Genomic DNA, 17527 nt, shown 5'->3' with positions numbered 1-17527 from the left:
ATTGATGCCGCCAAGTAAGGACTTGCTATCCAAGGAAGTAATAAAGTCATAGTTTGCCTCTTTGGTTAAATTTCAACCGCTTCATTATCTATAAGAGGATAGTCTTCTTCCGGAGCTGTAATTGAGATTGTAGTGTTTGATCCATCCCACTTCACTTCATACCCCAGTGACTCACCGACCAGTCGTAACGGTACATAGGTTTTTCCATTATAAGAAATCGGAGTATCTGAAGGCGTCCCGATAACAACTCGGCCCTCCAGAAGCATCATAATTTGCAGAGACAAGTGAGCAGTAATTTGTTTTCCTGCTGCCCAAACTATAGTTGGAATTAGCAGTCCAGTTGCAAGGATCATACTCACTTTCCATATTTACTTCTTCTTGTAATAACTAGTATCATCTTATATTTTGAGGGAACAGTAATAGGAGCTAAAGAGACTTTCTCCCTATATGTCTCGAAAAAGATCACAATCTGGACTAGTTATTGTCGAATATAGACGATAAACTGACTTTTTTCCTATCTTCTCTTTGTATAAAAAGAAGAGGTGAGGTTTTCTCAACCCTACACCTCTACGGATTTTTGGATAATACATGAATTAACCCAAGTGTTTTCTGTCAATGTTGGTAAAAGATAAAAACATTGTGTCATCGTCCAGATTGAGATTCTATCATCATTAATAAAACTGTCCTCCATATGATAAATTCAATGATTGTGGCGAGATGTAACTTTAAGATATTAAATGGTCGCAAACTAGCTACTTCTCGAGTTGTAAAAATTGTAAAATGATAACCACGCTCATATGGTGTTAGAGACCTTCAAAAATGTCCATTAGAGAGTTATCTTATAACCAATATGGTGTGATAGGCACGGAGGTGAACTGCTTTGATGGAGGAACATGTAAGATTTCCTGCATGGTATCATTTCTTCTGAGCTTACACCTGCCAACATACATGAGATAAGAAGAAAATACTTTTAAAGAACTACAAATAACAGTAAAAAGATGGCTCAAGTCTCTACAAGAACTTTCAAATAAATCTAAAGTCAAAAACAAGCGTGTTGAAGAGGTTACAACATGGGCAGATGATATAGAGAATGCTCAGGTTGATGTAGTTGTAACTTTTCCTGATGGAACGACATGGATTACGAACTTTTACACCATAAATTGTATTCAATCTATAAGAGGTGACTATTTAAAAAATGGTCATTAGCGAGGCGGATTCGGTATAGCCGATATCTGGGGCGCGGGATCTTAGTTATCGTAAATGGGGTGCGGAGAAGGATCTGATGATTCCTGAAGCCAATAAACCAAATATGATTGAAGGCCCTATTATTCTTGGACATCCTGACCGGGGGAGCACACGTCACTTTGTATGCGGTGAACTTGTGTACAGCGGCTGCTATATTGAAATTAAATTCGGAGGGTGCTGTTCCCTGGAAGTTACGAGTATCTGTCTACGGAGTCACAAATAACAATTATCTCTACAGGTGGGCACGTTATCTTTATTGAGGAGCATCACCTGGTACGTATTATTCAACAATAATTTGGAAGGATCTCCGATAAAGGTTTCCAAATCCAAAATCACCTTACACCACCGGATGATTTTCGAACTCCTCAATATGTATGAAAATGATAGCAATTATGAAAAGGTCCAAAACTACATAATGGAATCATTTGTTAGAACAGTTCTTGAAGGTACATCCTAACATATACTATATTCCGTTTTATTGATAAGTTATTTGCTAAGACAAAATCGAATGAGAAGACAAATGGGATCTGCGAGAATCCGTTTCTAAGGTTAAGTAAATGTATTGTTTGTTCAAAAAATCAGGGACGAAGTATAAGAGCGTCTGTTTAAAGGACGTTTTATTTTACTTATGAGATGAATCGTAATTAAAAACCCAATCTTTATTCAGATTGGGCTTACATGCGTCTAGTATGTATTATTCTGGTTGCCTCTTATTCAGTTTCCCTAAGTAAACAAGTCCACCAATTATAGCACCACCTACAAGGAACCAATACCAATATGTAACTACGAATGCGAAGGCAACCATGCCTACCAACATACATCCAATAAACGTAGCACCTATCGCCTTAAACCCGTAATAGGTAATATTTATAAACTTATTTAAAATGACAAACACAATGAGTCCAAGTACAAGGCCGATAACAATGCTTACTCCATCCATAGCTAAAAATCCTCCATTAAATATTTCATGTCTCAGGAACTATACCTAGAATCAGTAGTTATATTATACCAGTATTATAGAACTACTTCTATATAAAAATAAACAGTCTGTACGCCGAAGTAGGAAATTCAAGAAGAAGATCATTAGGCAACACGTGAAATAACTAACTGTATGATACTAAGGAGTTAAGATTACGCAAGGTGTGGGGGGGCCTCTCAGTAAACAAGTAACAACACTGCCGAAACAAGATACTGATGCAAAAGAGATTGGATCCTCGGAGCACGAAAAGGTAAAACGTTATTCAACAACACGGTTTGTCCTTAATCTTCAGGTTCATGGTCGCTGGACCCGCACAATGATTTTTCATTTAACATAGTTGGTTCACTCCTTCTTTAATTTATAGTTACCAAAGATACACGAGACAATAAAACTATCTTTGTGCGCCGGTGGCGCGCTATGAAGCTGTTCGGATATCGTCCGGATCGGAGGGAGCAGCCGTGTGCCTATTGCCCGGTCTTCAGCTCATGAAAGTTCCTGGTGCAGGTCTGGCAATCGATACTTCCAGAAACAGACAATGTCTTAAGACGAAGGTGAGTAATTTTGAAGATTAAACGCAATGGTTGGATCGTTATTGTCACTTGCTGTCGAGGGACAATAACATAATCCCATTGAAGTCGCTATTTTAGCGGCTTTTTTATTTTATCGGTACAATTTCTTGTCCCAAGCCAAGGACAAGAAATTGTACCGATTCCCGAAAAGGACAAGAACATGGTCCGATTACCGATTAGATAAATATCTAAATATGAGCACATGTAGTTTAAGCCACGATAAATACAATGATACATGTCAGTTTCCCCATCCTAATGGAATGACTGCCTCGGAGAGGTAAACAGCGGCGGCTAGATATTAAAAAACGGAAATTTAGTTCTGGAAAGTTGTGAAGGGACAAGAACATAATCCAATTGCCGATTAGGTTTATAACTAATCAGTTGAGCGTTAGTGAAGTAGCTATCTTGTGAAGTCGAATGAACTATTCTGCCCGTAGCACCGCATTTACATATCGCCATCGACGTATGAATACGAGGAAGTATCGGCAAGCAACTTTCTGAACTTCAGCCAGAGACTGTTGATCCTAACGTCGAGTCGAGGTTTGGGTCTTGTATTCATGCAAGCGATCGATGACGCCTACACGTCTGACGTGAAAGGATTTATATCACTGGTTTCAGGTTAATGTTTCCAAAACTACCATTGAGACAAGATTCTTGTCTACATGTTCGGGAAATCCACCGGTTACGATCGCGGCGTGCTTCAGCAAGCATTCAATTTAGCCAATTAATTGGGGTGATAATTTGAATTTATTTGATCTCGTTTGGCAGCACATTGTCGAGCACGAAGGACGCGAGTTCCGACAGGCGCGAGGCAAGAAGTTTACCTACAAGTTATCCGGAAACGATCACGTTCCGAGTTCGATGAATTACCTCATTCCGAGAAGCCAAGTTGAGAATGCGTGGAAACGGATGCCGGTTTCCGGCCCTGGGGCGCTTCAGGATCTTATTGCGCCTTCGTATCTCTATTTACGGAAACCTTAACCCTACGGTCGCGGCGGTAGAACCAACACTAGTACAGACGCTGACCGTTCTTCCGAATAGCTATATGCTTAACACTTCAAGTTCGATTATCGTCGTTACAATAGCATTAACGGGCCAGACGGTTTTGTACAACGGCGAAATGACGTCGGTTGCGTTGTTGCCGCAAGATGACCGAACGAAGGCGCCCGATTACCTCTATGACGAACGGCTTATGAACCAACCGGAAGTTTACGGTCGTGCCGTCCCGTCCGTGTTCTTTTCGATATATGCTGCGATTTCTTCAAGCTTCGCTTTGTCCGCCGATCGCGCCGCGCCGTACTCGCCTTCCGACGGTCGATTGATTACGAACGCGTCCACGTCATGAACAATCCGGTGCGCCAACAATAGCGCTTGAATGTCATGGTTCTTAACGCCGATTTCGACCAATGTCGCAACGTCCCGCAAGTCTTTGCGCGGCTTTCTCGTTCCCTACCACGTCCGCCAATTGTGAGTAGTGTTAGGGTAGGTTGGGACGTGAGTCTTACTAACGTCCTCATCTGCTGTTAAAATATATTTATATCTTTAAGTTTTTATTATGTTTAGTGGAGTTAAGAGGGGGATTTAAGCGATCATTCCTACCTTAGGCGGATCGTCAGGTACAGATATCCATTTTGGCTCCAGGTGCAATTGGCTGACCTTAAACTCCTCAAATTTTTAATAACCTCTGCTTTTTCAGGGTTGTCCTTCATGTTAGGAATTTCCTTAATCCATCTTTATGTTTCCAAAAAAGACAGACAGCGAGCATTCTCCCCAGATGCATTTGCTTACTCGCGGTGTAATATTCAATGATCATTCTTTATCGATAAGTAGTGCTAATTTATGAGGTTATTCGTCATTATTTTTACGACATTTTACACCTATTCCAATATAAACCATTCAGTGGTAATATGTTAATGTACACATACGATATAGGGGGTTATATGAATGAGTTCTATGCAGCAATCTATGGATACGGAGAGACTTGAGGGTTTCTCGCAAGCAATACAGGCCATTGGCGACGAGGCGAATATGGTTTGCAAGGGGTTGTTCTCGGTGCGTAAAGAGGCAGGGGCAGATTATGAATGGGAAGTAACAGCCTACGGAAAAAAGGTATTTATAAGCTCTGATGAGGTTTCCAGATTATTGAATATAGGTGATAATACAAATTTAAAAGAAAAATTCAAGGAACTTGTAGCCTGGAAATTAAGGGCGGTCAACAGAGGCAATTTATAATTTCTTATCTACATAGAAATAGTTTTTTTATGACGGATTGTTGTCGCAATTAGTGACGAGGGACAAGAACATATTCCTATTAAAGTCGCTATTTTAGCGGCTTTTTTATGTTATCGGTACAAGTTCTTGTCCCGAGCCAAGGACAAGAACTTGTACCGATTGCCGGAATGGACAAGAACATGTTCCCATTAAAGTCGCTATTTTGGTCATAACCCTGTCAAGTAGACAGTACAAAAAAGACAAGATTTAAGCTACGGCCGTTTCCCGGTATTCTACCGGGGAACGGTCGTTTAGTTTTTTCTGAAATAGGTTATGGTTGTAAAACAATATGTATTCGCTCACTTGTTGTTCAACCTCTGCTTTATTTGCAGCCTTATTCAAGTATATTTTCTTGGTCTTTAAGTGAGAGAAAAAAGACTCGATACAGGCATTGTCTAGGCAATTTCCACGCCTAGAGTGACTGCCTAGCATGCCGAGCTGTTTCAGTTTACGGTTAAAAGGCTTCGAGGTATATTGAAATCCTTGATCCGAGTGCAAGATTACGCCACTTAGATCCACATGCTAACGGAGTCTATCCAGTGTTTCATGAACCAAAGCAAGATCATTTCGTTCAGAAAGATGCCACGCTACAATTTCGTTATTGTATAAATCCTGAATAACAGAGAGATACACAAACTGCTCTCCAGCGCGAATATAGGTGATGTCAGTAACCAGTTTGTCATTGGGGAAAGCCCTATATTCAATTGCTTCAATCCCTGCAAGGTATCACAGGGTATCCAGATGGGAGCTTTAGGCCAAACAATCGCGTAACGAGAGCTGAATTTAGCATCATGTTAAACCGAGTCTTCTCGCCATCCGAAGGAAGCCCTGAACCAATAGTGTTTAAAGACGTTAATAATCTCTGGGCAAAAAAGGGTATTCTTCAGATCGCGGAGCAAGGCGTGCTTCGTGGATATGCGGATGGAGCCTTCAAACCGGATCAATATCTGTCCAGAGCAGAAGTGGTTGAACTTGTGGGAAGAATTGTTGAGCTAAATTATTTCACGAATTCTGCCAGCCCGTTTCGCGATATTAATCATACCTGGAACCAAGAGAATATTGAATTTGCCTACGCCGCTGGTCTAATTGAGGGACGGACAGCAAATCAATTTGTTCCTGATGGGCTGGTTACAAGGGCAGAAGCGACTGCACTCCTGATCCGAATGTTATCCCTCGACCCAGATCTGGGCCCTATGTTTACATATGCACAAAATCCGTATTTTGTGCATATGATTTTATTCCGCATCGATTACTAGAGTTCATTGGTGGTGGTGTAATTATTAACTACATGATTGTCGGAGGACAAGAACATGTACCGTTAAAGGACAAGAACTTGTACCGATTGCCGTTCCCCTTTCCATTTTCAGAGTACGTTTAACGAATTATTAAACACAAAAACCGTCAATCTTTTCAGATTAACGGTTATCAGAAATTCAATTTTTTTACATATGTCTCGACTGTTTTTTGTAGCATCTTATTCTCATCACTTGGATTGTTCATGATAAGCATTGCAACTTTTTGTGGCATGTACGATATCATTGACTGAATATCCGCTTTAGCACTTTCATGCTGATAAGGACATTCGAATTTATTAAGTATCGATTCATTTTTACTTAGATGATAATACTCAATGCTGCTGGAAGAACTGCTCTCATCAAAATTGTACTTAAAAGCAACACTTGGAAAAGACTGATCTCTCATTTTTTCAATTTCCTGCCAAGATGGTACGCTAATTTCTTTACTCCTCTTCCCTGCAATCTCTAACCAAGTACAGAAGAAATTTTCACTGAACTGCATAACTAGTTTTTCAAGAATCCAAAAAAGTATCCTTGCATCAAGCCTTTGGAGAATCTTCATTTGATAACTGAAGACCTGATCAGAAAAATACTCCAGAAGATCCCTGATTATTAGTGGTTCAGCATCAGAAATCAAGGTTGTTCTTAAAGAATTATAGCCATAGAAATGTTCCTCCTTTAAAATAGATTTCCTCCAAAAAACATAAGCATAGGCAAAGGGACAAATTTCAGGAAACTCAATTGCTTCATTCGATTTTCTTAGCTCCATTAATTGAGTGATGCAATGTTGATGGTTTTGGAGTGAATCCTGAAATAGTCGCTCTACAACTCGTTGAACAGTACCAGAAATAACTCGCAGTAATTCTTTTTGGAAACGATTAGAGAAATAATCTCCCCTATGTAAGGAGTCGTCTGAATGAAATACTTTTATTGCTTCAGGCGACTCCTTAACTAATCGCTTCAGATTGCAATGTTCTGCATGAATGATCCATTTAGACTGCATATTTGACGTCATCATGCTTGCCTGGTTTGCTTGGAGCCAACGAAGGACATCGGGATTCATTTGATCAGGCGATCTCCATTCGTTCCAACTGGACACATGAAAATTAGAAAAGGCATGTCCACATTTACATTGAAATGCATGTTTTAACTGTCTATTCGACAACAAGAAAGGTATTGCTGACCTACAGCCTGGACAAACATGATTCAATTTAAGATCATGAAATACACACTCATCGAAAAGCCTGAACTGATGCAACCAAGAATGAAACCCTCCCTCCATACACTGCGAACACCAGTGTAAATCTGGATGAAACCAATGCTCCCAGGAACTATATAATTCAGAAAATGGAGTTATCAACGAATGAATAATTTTATTATTGTGCTCTTGTAAGTTGAAATCCAATGTTTGATGAAGTCTTTCGACGTTAAAACCATTTAACTGTAATAGTTCTCTTTGGTTATCTCCAATGTGATGTTTAATGTTCTTTACATGAGTACTGCCAAGGACTTTTAGAATCTCGTTCCGATCCGTAAGGTTTACCAAAGCCAATTTTTCAAATACAGACCAGGGCGATTCATATTCATTGATCCATTCTTTCCTCCAAACAACATTCATTTATTAATCACCACTACCTGCTAAAGACATATAAATTTCTGACTCAATGTAGCCACTAAGTTTGATGGATTCTAACCAATCTTGAGATGAAATCCATTCAAGTTGTTCCCCATGAGCTCCGTATATCTTCAGAGCGTTTTCAACAGCATACGTAAAGTACTCCATAGGGATCTCAAGTTTTGAATGAACCCCATGTTCGCTACGAATATTTTGAAATTGTTGATAAATTAAAGCAGCATCTTCCTCCAAGCGATGACCTTTCGCATATCCTTCAGGAAAAAAATATCTAGTGAAGCTCCAATCACTGTTTTCGGGATATGCGGAGATTTCCGATGAATCGTAGCATCGAAGAACAGCTCTGATATCGTCCAAGGAAGTGATACCGAAAAAACGATGCTCATGTGTCATAAAGCGTCCAATGATTTGAGACTTACGTTGTCCTAGAAAGAATGTTCTTCTCGTGAGCAACTCTTCTTGACCTACGCAAATCACAGTCATACTAATTTTCGCACGATCCAGTTGATTGTGGATGTCCATTAACCAAATAAAATGTGATTCTGTTAGGCGATGTGCCTCATCCATAATCAAGATAACCCTTCTTAAGCGAGACAATTCCGCTCTTTCTTTTAGCAAATTGACAATTTGATTCCGCATTTCATCGGCTTGTCTTCTAGCTATAAACGGAAAATCAAAGTCATGGAGAAGATCCGCATAAAATTTTCCTTCGTTGGGAAACTTGTATGAGTTGCTGTTGGCTATAAAGATTGGTATGGGTGCATTCATAAAATGCGGCAGATTCTCCAAAGCAAATTTTAATGCAGTAGTTTTTCCGAGACGTGGCCGACCATAGACAATCATTCCTGGTAAGCGGTTCAGTACAATCTTTTTGAGATTATCCATTAAACGGAGTACCTCTTTGGTTGGGAGTAAATAATGGCCTACTTCAATAGGGTGTGTTCCAACAGGTATCAAGTGATTATCCAATGTTATCTTCTCCTTTTTTTAGTACATTTTTGTCTTGAATTGTTTTAATAAACGCTCATAATTATCCATCTCATTGAGCTTTTCCCTATTCAATTGTTCTTCTCGAACTTTGTCTAATAAATCATTTTGTGCTTTTGCTTCTTCTAATGCTTTTGTTTGTTCTTCTGCTTCAGCTGTCGGCTTTTGTTTACTTACCTCTTTTACTTGAGTAATTTTATTTATTGTTGATTTCTTGGAATTTTCTTTACTCAATAAATAGTCAGTGTACACGAAGATAGGGTCATCCCAAGTCGTGTAATGAATTAGCCTCCGCTGAACTAATGAATTGATTGCACGTCTCGTTTGCAAGGAATGTGGAGTAAGTGACCACCTTCCACTGGCTGTTAAATAACCGAATTCACTGCCGTCGGGTAGAAATGCTTTTATGGTACGCAGATCGTCAACATTTACATGTATAATTAACTCTTGCTTTATTAGATGGGCAGAGTTCGCAAGTTTTTCACTCCGGTACTCTACACCTTCATATTGAATGTAAGGCTTTCTTCCAGTCACTAGAGAGCCTCTTACGGTTCGATTTATTTGGGTTTGCATAAATAACATCTCCGATCGTTTCTCTTCTTCCAGGCGCCTTGGTAATAAACCTCTTAGTTGTATCCTTTTTTCAAGAAGTTCAAGTGGCGTTTGATGATAAATCCCTCCATGAGGTGTGCCATTGTAATTAGAAATCATTACATCCACGAGTTGCAATAAATGTTCGTATGTGATGTTAAGACGAAGAGCGGTCTCTTCAGGATTATTTCTTCTAGGGTCATCCGGACCACTCCCCGTTGTATTTGGTAACCGATGAAATAAGCTTCCTGCTAAGTTTTTAAAATACCTTTCAATCACTCCTCTTCTCATTGGAAGTGCTACGGGACCAAAGTTCGGTGTACATCCAATTAAATTCGTGAGTCGATCTTGTACCATTTTAGCGTAGTGAGATTTTGCATTATCTAGACACATCACATCCCACACTGCCCACTCTAACTCAGGAAACTTTTCTGATGGGAAACCACCAGGGGGATGGTAATTCAGGCCTGGGATTGTCAATTCAAGCCGTTTATGTGGCATGATAGCATTACGAACACAGTGCATCACGTCACTTCCCCCATACTCTCTACTTAGTGAAATAGAATATCCTAAAATGTTCCGAGTACTTACATCAATGATGGTAAGAATCCAGAACCGTTCAAGCGTTAAGGTCATAGGATCTCCGTCTGGTGTAACAATATCTACTGTAAAAAAACCATCAATTCGATGAGCATCAAACTGAACTTTCTGATAGGGGAATAGATTTGATAGTGAGTTTTGATCCGCCTCCCCTACTCGGTTTGCTTTTTGAAACGCATCGTTACCATGGCGAGATGCAGCCTTTCTAAAGTTTCTCTCAGCTATTTGTTTAATGTAACGTTGTAAAGCCTTATACCCCATCCATTTTGTATTTAAAGGGTAATCAGAGAGAGTTATTCCCTTTTCCCTGCACTGATCAATAAATCGTTTGTGTATGTGCTTTAACTTCATGACAGGTTCCAATGAACGCTTTTTTCTTCCTAAAAAAAGGTCTTCTACCAGGTCTTTAATATCTGGATGCATGTCCATAAAACGATTGAATTCTCCGGTTTTTTGATCTTTATTTCTTTTTTGACCTAATAAATCTAACTCATATTTCTTTATATTTTTTTGTGGAATCAATCCTCGAAATCCAAAAACAACTCCATCTTGATCGTACTGAATACATCTTTGAATTAATCTTCTCAGATTTCGAGGTGAAACTCCGGTTGTGTGTTGAATATTATTTAAATCATCCCTCCGGAAATACATTATTACTGCGTTTTTACGCTGCACATACACTGTAAGTGCAGATTCAGTGAGAACATTCTCATCTACAGAGGGCCAAAGTTCAGGATTTGCTTGGTCAGGTTCTAATCCATCCTGCTCATATATTCGCGATCTGCTCACTATCTCCGAACCTCCATTTCAAATCCGATAAGTTGATCTTCCATGTTCGCTTTGATATCCCCCTCATAAAGGAGCCATTTTAGGCTTAAAAGTATATCTTCAACAGGAAGATTAGATAGTTCTAACACAACTTCTTTAATTTTTATCCCTTCACGTGAAATAACACCGAGCACTTCGTTTAAATAAACAGGCTTCTTACTATTGACTACTGACATACATAAGGAGGTTCGGTTCTCAACTGAATGTCGGCCCTTTCTTATATCGTCTTCTGTACGAACTACATAATTTTTGTTGTTGATACGACACCATTCTTTTTGTGCTTCGATTTGTCGTAGTGTTCTCGCGTGTTTTGGATGTTTAGATGTCAGTTCCTTGTTGTATTTGACTTCCACAAAAATTTCCGATCCATCTTTTTTTAAAATCCACATATCAAAGATAGAGGTACGGAGTTGGCCGTTTAATACATAGGAGATCTCTAATGGTTGCTCACAATAAGTTATGACTTCAGGATCCGAATCAACCACAACCCAGTGATCGTATTCCAGATCACTATATAGCTCGACAATTCGCTTATCGACTTTATTTCCACGCGGGGTCCAATAATTGTTTCCATATTTTTTGCCTCGTAGAATCTTGATGGGCTGGTACTTCAAGAGTTCCTTTCTATTCATAGCAAGTTACCCCTTTAGATTTGTTTACCTGTATAAACAAAAATTCAAGTTTTTATACACATGCATGTATAAAACTTGCCTTTCTATGAACATACTAAGAAGTAATAGAATGATAGAGGGAGAGAATTCTATATGTCAGAAGAAGAATTTTATAAATGGTTAGGTGAGCAGCTTCGGGATCTTCGCAAATTAAAAAAGCAAACGCAAGAAGAGTTATGTCAGAACTATCATCTTGCTCGTTCTTCCCTTGCCAATATTGAGCGGGGAAGGCATGTGATCAGTGCATACAACTTGTATCTGCTGTTACAAGTTTTGGATGCCCCTCTCGAATCATTGCTGAAAAATCATCTTCAAAACAGTAATTTAATCGACGAAATTTCATCATGAACGTATTAAACCAAGGTATTTTGGGCACACAACCTGAAAAGAGATCAAGGAAGGTGTCCATGTTTATGAAAGTACAAGAATCCAGAGATTTAGCCTTGCTATCAGAGCTGATTGACGAGTTACCTTTGGCCGTAAAATGTTTTATTGAACATAAGCTAGATCATGATCGGTCTCCTTCTTCTTTGTTAGAATATACCCGAGATTTTCGTATTTTTTTTGGCTGGATCGCACCAAATCTGTGGCCGTTCGTTGCTACCGAGAAAGAACTTACCTTAGACATGTTCAATGATATAACGCGTGAACATGTACAAGAATTCGCAGATTACTTGACAACGTCTAGAAATTTGCAATATAAGTCCCTGGTTCGTAAGTTTCATTCGTTGCGCTCATTGTTTACCTATCTTCATTTGAGATTTGAGTATAACGAAACTCCTATTTTGAAACGTAATGTTTTCGCTACTTTCATCATGGAAAGACCCAGCAATAATATTGAGGTCGCACGTCAGTTACAGAACAAGATCCTACGTCTCAATGAAATTCCTGCATTTGTTAAGTTTGTACAAGAAGGCGTTATAGAACAAAATAATGTACAAGCCCAGTGGTTCCATAACCTGAATCGAGCTCGTGATGTCAGTATTGTTACCTTGCTCTTAGAGTCTGGAGTCATGGTAAGTGATATTGTCAATTTGGATCTGGATGATATTAGCCTTCAGGAAGGCTACATTATCGTGACAAGGCAGCAAGCTAGCGTACGAACGAAACACCGAATTATGTTTGGTTATAATGCAAAAACCTATCTGTACGATTACTTGAAAGTCAGAACTGATACGTATGCTCCTCAATCAGGTGAGCGAGCGTTATTCTTGGCAAAACCTAACGGTGAAACACAAGGCAAACGAATTTCAAAGCGTGCGATTCAAGCTATGGTTAAGAAGTATGCTTTGAAATTTGGTGCCTCAGAAGTTACTGTACGCCAGCTCACCCATTCATTTGGAGTTCAATACGCAGCTACGAATACTGTCCGCAATATGAAACAACAATTGGCCCAACGTAATATTGATTCACTAGAGAAGTACCTTATACTGTCGAGTCTCATTGATTGAAATTTGATTGAATTCCACCTTCCTACGTCTTGTTCTCTTTGAACAAGGCTTTTTTTTATTGTTTACCGTGTTCAGTTAATCTGTTTTGTAATGTTCTTCTTTAGCAGCTTTAGTTGGTTCAATCGATCGTGATAATCATCCACATCCTTTGCGTTTCTCTTTTCTAAGCTCACCCATGTAGCGACACTTACTTCTTGATATTTTAACGAAATGATCAGAATTGCTTCACGATAGTCTTTGATATGAACGATAGGAATCTTCCACTCTCCTTGTTCTCTAGCCAAATCAAACCATTTCTTTTTTATCACTGCACGATTCGTGTATATTCTGTCGTTAAATAAAATTCCTTGAGCTGTTATGGTAGCAACTCCAACATCTGCTTTTATGTGATTTGTCATCCTCTCAACCTCCTTTATCATTTATGTCCAGATAAATTGATATATATACTTATCATTTTATTAAAATAATCTATATACATTAATGTATCGAAGGTTTCCCATTGTTTAGACTGAATTTAGAGGTGTGGCAATGAACGAACCTGTTTTAAGATTAGTAGGACAACGTGTTCGCGAATTACGGAAAAAACAAGGATATTCGCAGGAAGAATTAGGCGAAATGGCTGGTTTTCACTTCTCCTACATTGGGGGCGTTGAACGTGCCGAGAAAAATATCACCTTGTTAAATCTTCAAAAAATTGCGGATGCTCTTCAAGTCAATGTCCATGAACTCTTTTATTACAGCAAGTATGTTAAGATTGGAAACAATGATAAAGAGAAATTGCTAAACGAGATCAATGAGAAGCTTTGGCCTATGAAATCTTCCGATTTAAAAAAGGTTAACCTGCTCTTATCTGAATTTTTCGATAGTTAACACAAAAAAGCCGATGTCTCTGACATCGGCTTTTTTGTGTTTTAAATTTATTCCTTCCACGATGTTTCACTTTGTAAATTAATCCATGAGTATCGATTATTCTGCTGTACTAGTCCCTCCATCATATTACGCTCACTCGTTAATGTTAAAAGCAAATATTTCGATTGGATGTTCTGAACATTTAGAAGCTCATACACTTGTGATAATGAAAAGTATCTTCTAGCTGCATATAATTTTACTTGCTCCATATCAATCTTTCCACTCCGTTGTATCAGATTCTTCCCTCCAAGCCTATATACAGCATCAGCATCAATGTATGGATTTGGAATTACTACACTTAGCCTTCCTATAGGTAAAGATACTTTGTACTGTTCTATTCGTAGCATCTCCTTAAATACGAGATTACGTATGGATTCCCACTGTTCAACAAAGCTTGAGTAAATCCTTTTATAATGTTTCCATTGATCTAAAAGCCAGTATATGTTGTTTTTTGTGATGTTCTTTCTATACGCACAGAGTTCCTCTTCTCTGTGGCCACTATTAGCTCTAATCGGAGAAAATCTTAAGTATTGGTTGCTAGCTGTATAGAATTCTTGAAGTGATAATTTCTCTGACTCATTTAGGTTGTTTAATTTAATTCGGACCACCTTAGATAGAACACCATGATTATCAAATAAGTCAAACAATTGCTGATTTTTCAAATCGTACTCTTTAGTTGCAATAAATTTGCCAACAACATTTTGTTCTGTCCACTCAAGTCTCTGAAGTCCAAGGGATGATTGATATTCACCAATCGCTTGTCTCAGCAATTGTACTTTTGCACCTGAACTGTGCATTTGCTCATAGTTTGATGATTGAACAAAATGAACGATTTTTTCTATGCTCACTAATCTATTCTCCTTTGCCTCAGCAGATTAGTGAGTGGTATTTACTATTTCTGTATATTTTATTCAAAGTAAAGAGTAGTGAGTATCGGAAGTTGGTCTCAATGTATGGATAAATGTGCCTATCTGTATCTATGTTCCTAGTATTTCTTCTCATTTCATATAGTTTAATATGCCAACGGTATGAAGATATTTCTACTATGGATTGCTGCCTGATAACCCCCATTATTGAGCAAAACATCCAATCCAAGCTTTTTAATCGTACAAAAATATTCATTTTAACTTGTAGAATTCAATTCAATTATGTAATTGTTGTTGCCTTTCACCAAGCTAAATGAGTCCTGAAATTGGGGTGGTCCACACCTGCTTGAACGTTATAATTTCTTTTATCACATATAAAGAATAAAGCCAACATATAAGCGTTGGCTTTTCATTAGAAATCGTTTATTTATCTTTGAGGAATGACGGCGTACCATAGTTTGCCTTTCGCTGGTAAACAACGGTCACTTCGCGATCAGGACCACCATCTAACGAAGGAGCCATGAGTTTCACTTTCGGGAGGTCGCCAACTCGCTGTTGTTTAATAAACTCTTCATTCGTTTTACTCATTTTAATCCCCCTCATGGAGATAATTTAATGTGGTGATCGGTTCTTGATTTTCTTCATCTAAAGTAGCAAACTCTTCAATCGAAACCTCTTCCTGACCTCCGATATGAAGAGTGACACAATTTACCCAAAGGATAACATAATTCATGTGAAAATGACACTCTGCCATACTAATTGAATGTTACATTAAGACAAAAAATACCGACCTTTCAACTTCAAAGGTCGGTTTACCCAGATCGGGAAAAGAAACAATGGTAATAACTGCATTATATCCACCCTATGTCGTTATGTACCGTATTCTGTTCTAACTCTATGTTTATCTGTGCATAAATGTAACAACGTTTTATTAATTAGCCCCTTTTCACAAAAAAACCGTCGATCATTTTCAGATCAACGGTTAACGGTTCAAGAAAATTTTATTCAATCTCATGTCTCGATAGTGAGTTCATACCAGCTTATACTCATCACATTTCCCAATAACAAACATTAAAAAGAATTGTTAATTGAAAGAAATACAAGCTGTTATACATTAAAGAAACCATATCTCCCTACTTCTTTGTTTTTTGTAAACTCAATGTAATTTATTTTTTTTAAAATAGATATTGGAGGTTTTTTATTTTCCAATATAATTACTTGTCGTTTTGTTTGAGCTAATTCTTCAAAAAATTTGTTTTGCAGTTCTTCAGGCGTCTTATCTTCGTTTTCATCTTGTTCCTTATAGGAGGTTACAGGGGAATCAAGGACAACAAATCCTGGGTGAGGCAAAGCGCTACTAATACAATATTCCATTAATCCTATAATAAAGGCTCCATAACTAATAGATCGGTATCCTTTTCCAAATAACCTCCTTGCTTTTCCTGATATAAGAACATCTTTATTTTTAGGATCAAAATCAACAGTAGAAGAATCCGGAAAGTTCCAATCAGTCAAAAATCTTTGTATATGCACACACAATTCAGCTATTAATCCAGTGTAGTCCATTTCAACAGTTTGATTCTGTTCGTCTACTTTTGTTAAAACTAATTTACTTGCTATTAATTCTCTTTCATTCATCAGTTTTTCAATCGAGGATCGAAAACCAGAATATTCAATTATGTTTTTTTGCTTTTTTAGAAATGCTGTCAATTCCTCTTGAATGAATAGTATCTTTGGAGAGAGTTGCTCATCGAGTTTAATACTTATTTCTTCATACTTTAGATTAACATCTAAGGTTGATTCTAACAGTAAAGCTTTTTCACCTTCCATAGACTCAAGTGCATCATTAAGGTCTTTAAGATGACTATTTATTTTAAGAAGTTCTTTCGTATATGAGTCCTTCCTTTGTTTAATTTCTACGTGGTCGCAATCTTCTGTATTTGTAATTAGTTGATTACAATGAGGACACCTTTCAAAGTCTAACATCGAAAAGTAATGATCCCCTTCAATCAAGAATGATAACCTTTTAATGTCAGTCTCATATTGTTCTTTCAGGAGATAAAATCTCTTGATTAATTGATTAGTAGAGAGTAGCCTAGACTCATTACTTTGAATATTCTCCCAGAAGATCTTACGTTTTTCCGTTAATGTTTCGATTTCCGAACTTAATCCACTCCGTTTTAATAACAACTGTTCAATATCTCCAGATAAATTGTGGTCACTCTGTGGCAATTCTAATAATTTAATTTCCGCTTCTATATCCAAAATTAGTTTATTAATAATATCTATTTGAGCATTAAAAAAACCATTTTGGTTGTCAGTCTTTACTGTATTTCGTGTTACAGAATCATCTTTATTTGAGATGATAAGCTTAAAAATAGATTCCTCTGCGGTTTGGTTGTTATTTTTAGATTGAATTGGTGAGTTCTTTGAAATGATCTCAACCTCATTAATAAGAATATAATCGTTAAAACTACGGTAGCTGAACCTTTGAGTTTCCTTAGTTCCCTTGTTTTTAATTGACAGATTGTAATATGAAGTGCGACACCCGCTGGAAATAAATAAAAAATGGCCCATGGCCGGATTCGTGTAGAATGAAGTCACCACAACAACCATTCACACAAGGAGAATC

Annotated in this window: 16 protein-coding genes and 1 pseudogene; 5 read left to right on the top strand and 12 right to left on the bottom strand. The window is 38.0% G+C overall.

Annotation, left to right across the window (positions count from 1 at the left end):
• Positions 1–65 precede the first annotated feature (65 nt).
• The 3 genes from WFI24_RS30460 to WFI24_RS30450 all read right to left on the bottom strand — a co-directional run bounded on the left by WFI24_RS30460 (position 66) and on the right by WFI24_RS30450 (position 4200).
• Positions 66–353 carry a stalk domain-containing protein gene (locus tag WFI24_RS30460; RefSeq protein WP_336765596.1) on the bottom strand — a complete coding sequence of 96 codons (288 nt, stop codon included), beginning with the start codon at positions 351–353 and terminating at the stop codon, positions 66–68.
• Positions 354–1939: 1586 nt separating this feature from the next.
• A complete protein-coding gene (locus WFI24_RS30455) occupies positions 1940–2185 on the bottom strand; it encodes a hypothetical protein (protein ID WP_336765595.1) in 246 nt (81 codons plus the stop codon).
• Positions 2186–4002: 1817 nt separating this feature from the next.
• Positions 4003–4200 carry a hypothetical protein gene (locus WFI24_RS30450; protein ID WP_336765594.1) on the bottom strand — a complete coding sequence of 66 codons (198 nt, stop codon included), beginning with the start codon at positions 4198–4200 and terminating at the stop codon, positions 4003–4005.
• A 537-nt stretch (positions 4201–4737) separates the two neighbouring features.
• Between WFI24_RS30450 and WFI24_RS30445 the strand changes: the two genes are divergently transcribed.
• Positions 4738–5025 carry a hypothetical protein gene (locus WFI24_RS30445; RefSeq protein WP_336765593.1) on the top strand — a complete coding sequence of 96 codons (288 nt, stop codon included), beginning with the start codon at positions 4738–4740 and terminating at the stop codon, positions 5023–5025.
• A gap of 246 nt (positions 5026–5271) precedes the next feature.
• Here the strand turns inward: WFI24_RS30445 and WFI24_RS30440 are convergent.
• A pseudogene (locus WFI24_RS30440) lies at positions 5272–5748 on the bottom strand (IS3 family transposase); the annotation flags it as partial.
• A gap of 155 nt (positions 5749–5903) precedes the next feature.
• On the opposite strand from WFI24_RS30440, the gene WFI24_RS30435 reads away from it, so the two are divergent.
• Positions 5904–6320, top strand: a complete 417-nt coding sequence (locus tag WFI24_RS30435) for an S-layer homology domain-containing protein (RefSeq protein ID WP_336765592.1) — start codon at positions 5904–5906, stop codon at positions 6318–6320.
• 169 nt (positions 6321–6489) lie between these two features.
• Here WFI24_RS30435 and WFI24_RS30430 read toward each other — a convergent pair whose 3' ends face one another.
• Genes WFI24_RS30430 through WFI24_RS30415 form a run of 4 tightly spaced genes read right to left on the bottom strand, consistent with a single transcriptional unit; the run spans position 6490 to position 11630 of the window.
• Positions 6490–7977 (bottom strand): hypothetical protein, encoded by a 1488-nt coding sequence (locus tag WFI24_RS30430; RefSeq protein ID WP_175395074.1) that lies wholly within the window; start codon positions 7975–7977, stop codon positions 6490–6492.
• Positions 7978–7980: 3 nt separating this feature from the next.
• A complete protein-coding gene (locus WFI24_RS30425) occupies positions 7981–8961 on the bottom strand; it encodes an ATP-binding protein (RefSeq protein ID WP_175395075.1) in 981 nt (326 codons plus the stop codon).
• A gap of 18 nt (positions 8962–8979) precedes the next feature.
• The gene (locus tag WFI24_RS30420; protein ID WP_175395076.1) at positions 8980–10959 is read right to left on the bottom strand and encodes a hypothetical protein; all 1980 of its coding nucleotides are present in this window, start codon (positions 10957–10959) and stop codon (positions 8980–8982) included.
• Positions 10959–11630: a TnsA endonuclease N-terminal domain-containing protein gene (locus WFI24_RS30415; protein WP_175395077.1), complete on the bottom strand. Its 672-nt coding sequence runs from the start codon at positions 11628–11630 to the stop codon at positions 10959–10961. Before WFI24_RS30415 ends, WFI24_RS30420 begins: the two co-directional genes overlap by 1 nt.
• A gap of 132 nt (positions 11631–11762) precedes the next feature.
• Between WFI24_RS30415 and WFI24_RS30410 the strand changes: the two genes are divergently transcribed.
• Together WFI24_RS30410 and WFI24_RS30405 are read left to right on the top strand one after the other, a co-directional pair.
• Entirely contained in the window at positions 11763–12017 is a 255-nt protein-coding gene (locus WFI24_RS30410; protein WP_175395078.1) for a helix-turn-helix domain-containing protein, read from the top strand.
• A 65-nt stretch (positions 12018–12082) separates the two neighbouring features.
• Positions 12083–13120 (top strand): tyrosine-type recombinase/integrase, encoded by a 1038-nt coding sequence (locus WFI24_RS30405; protein WP_336765591.1) that lies wholly within the window; start codon positions 12083–12085, stop codon positions 13118–13120.
• A 71-nt stretch (positions 13121–13191) separates the two neighbouring features.
• Here WFI24_RS30405 and WFI24_RS30400 read toward each other — a convergent pair whose 3' ends face one another.
• Positions 13192–13518 (bottom strand): hypothetical protein, encoded by a 327-nt coding sequence (locus tag WFI24_RS30400; protein WP_175395080.1) that lies wholly within the window; start codon positions 13516–13518, stop codon positions 13192–13194.
• Positions 13519–13648: 130 nt separating this feature from the next.
• On the opposite strand from WFI24_RS30400, the gene WFI24_RS30395 reads away from it, so the two are divergent.
• Positions 13649–13990, top strand: a complete 342-nt coding sequence (locus WFI24_RS30395; protein WP_175395081.1) for a helix-turn-helix domain-containing protein — start codon at positions 13649–13651, stop codon at positions 13988–13990.
• Positions 13991–14037: 47 nt separating this feature from the next.
• On the opposite strand, the gene WFI24_RS30390 is transcribed toward WFI24_RS30395, so the two are convergent.
• The 3 genes from WFI24_RS30390 to WFI24_RS30380 all read right to left on the bottom strand — a co-directional run bounded on the left by WFI24_RS30390 (position 14038) and on the right by WFI24_RS30380 (position 17472).
• Complete coding sequence (locus WFI24_RS30390; protein WP_175395082.1) at positions 14038–14877, bottom strand: hypothetical protein; 840 nt, start codon at positions 14875–14877, stop codon at positions 14038–14040.
• 441 nt (positions 14878–15318) lie between these two features.
• Complete coding sequence (locus tag WFI24_RS30385) at positions 15319–15483, bottom strand: hypothetical protein (RefSeq protein ID WP_175395083.1); 165 nt, start codon at positions 15481–15483, stop codon at positions 15319–15321.
• A gap of 519 nt (positions 15484–16002) precedes the next feature.
• Positions 16003–17472 carry a hypothetical protein gene (locus WFI24_RS30380; RefSeq protein ID WP_336765590.1) on the bottom strand — a complete coding sequence of 490 codons (1470 nt, stop codon included), beginning with the start codon at positions 17470–17472 and terminating at the stop codon, positions 16003–16005.
• Positions 17473–17527 lie beyond the last annotated feature (55 nt).

The sequence above is a fragment of the Paenibacillus sp. USHLN196 genome (assembly GCF_037144955.1).
Lineage (GTDB): Bacteria > Bacillota > Bacilli > Paenibacillales > Paenibacillaceae > Paenibacillus > Paenibacillus xylanexedens_C.
This window is presented reverse-complemented; position numbering and strand designations above follow the sequence as displayed.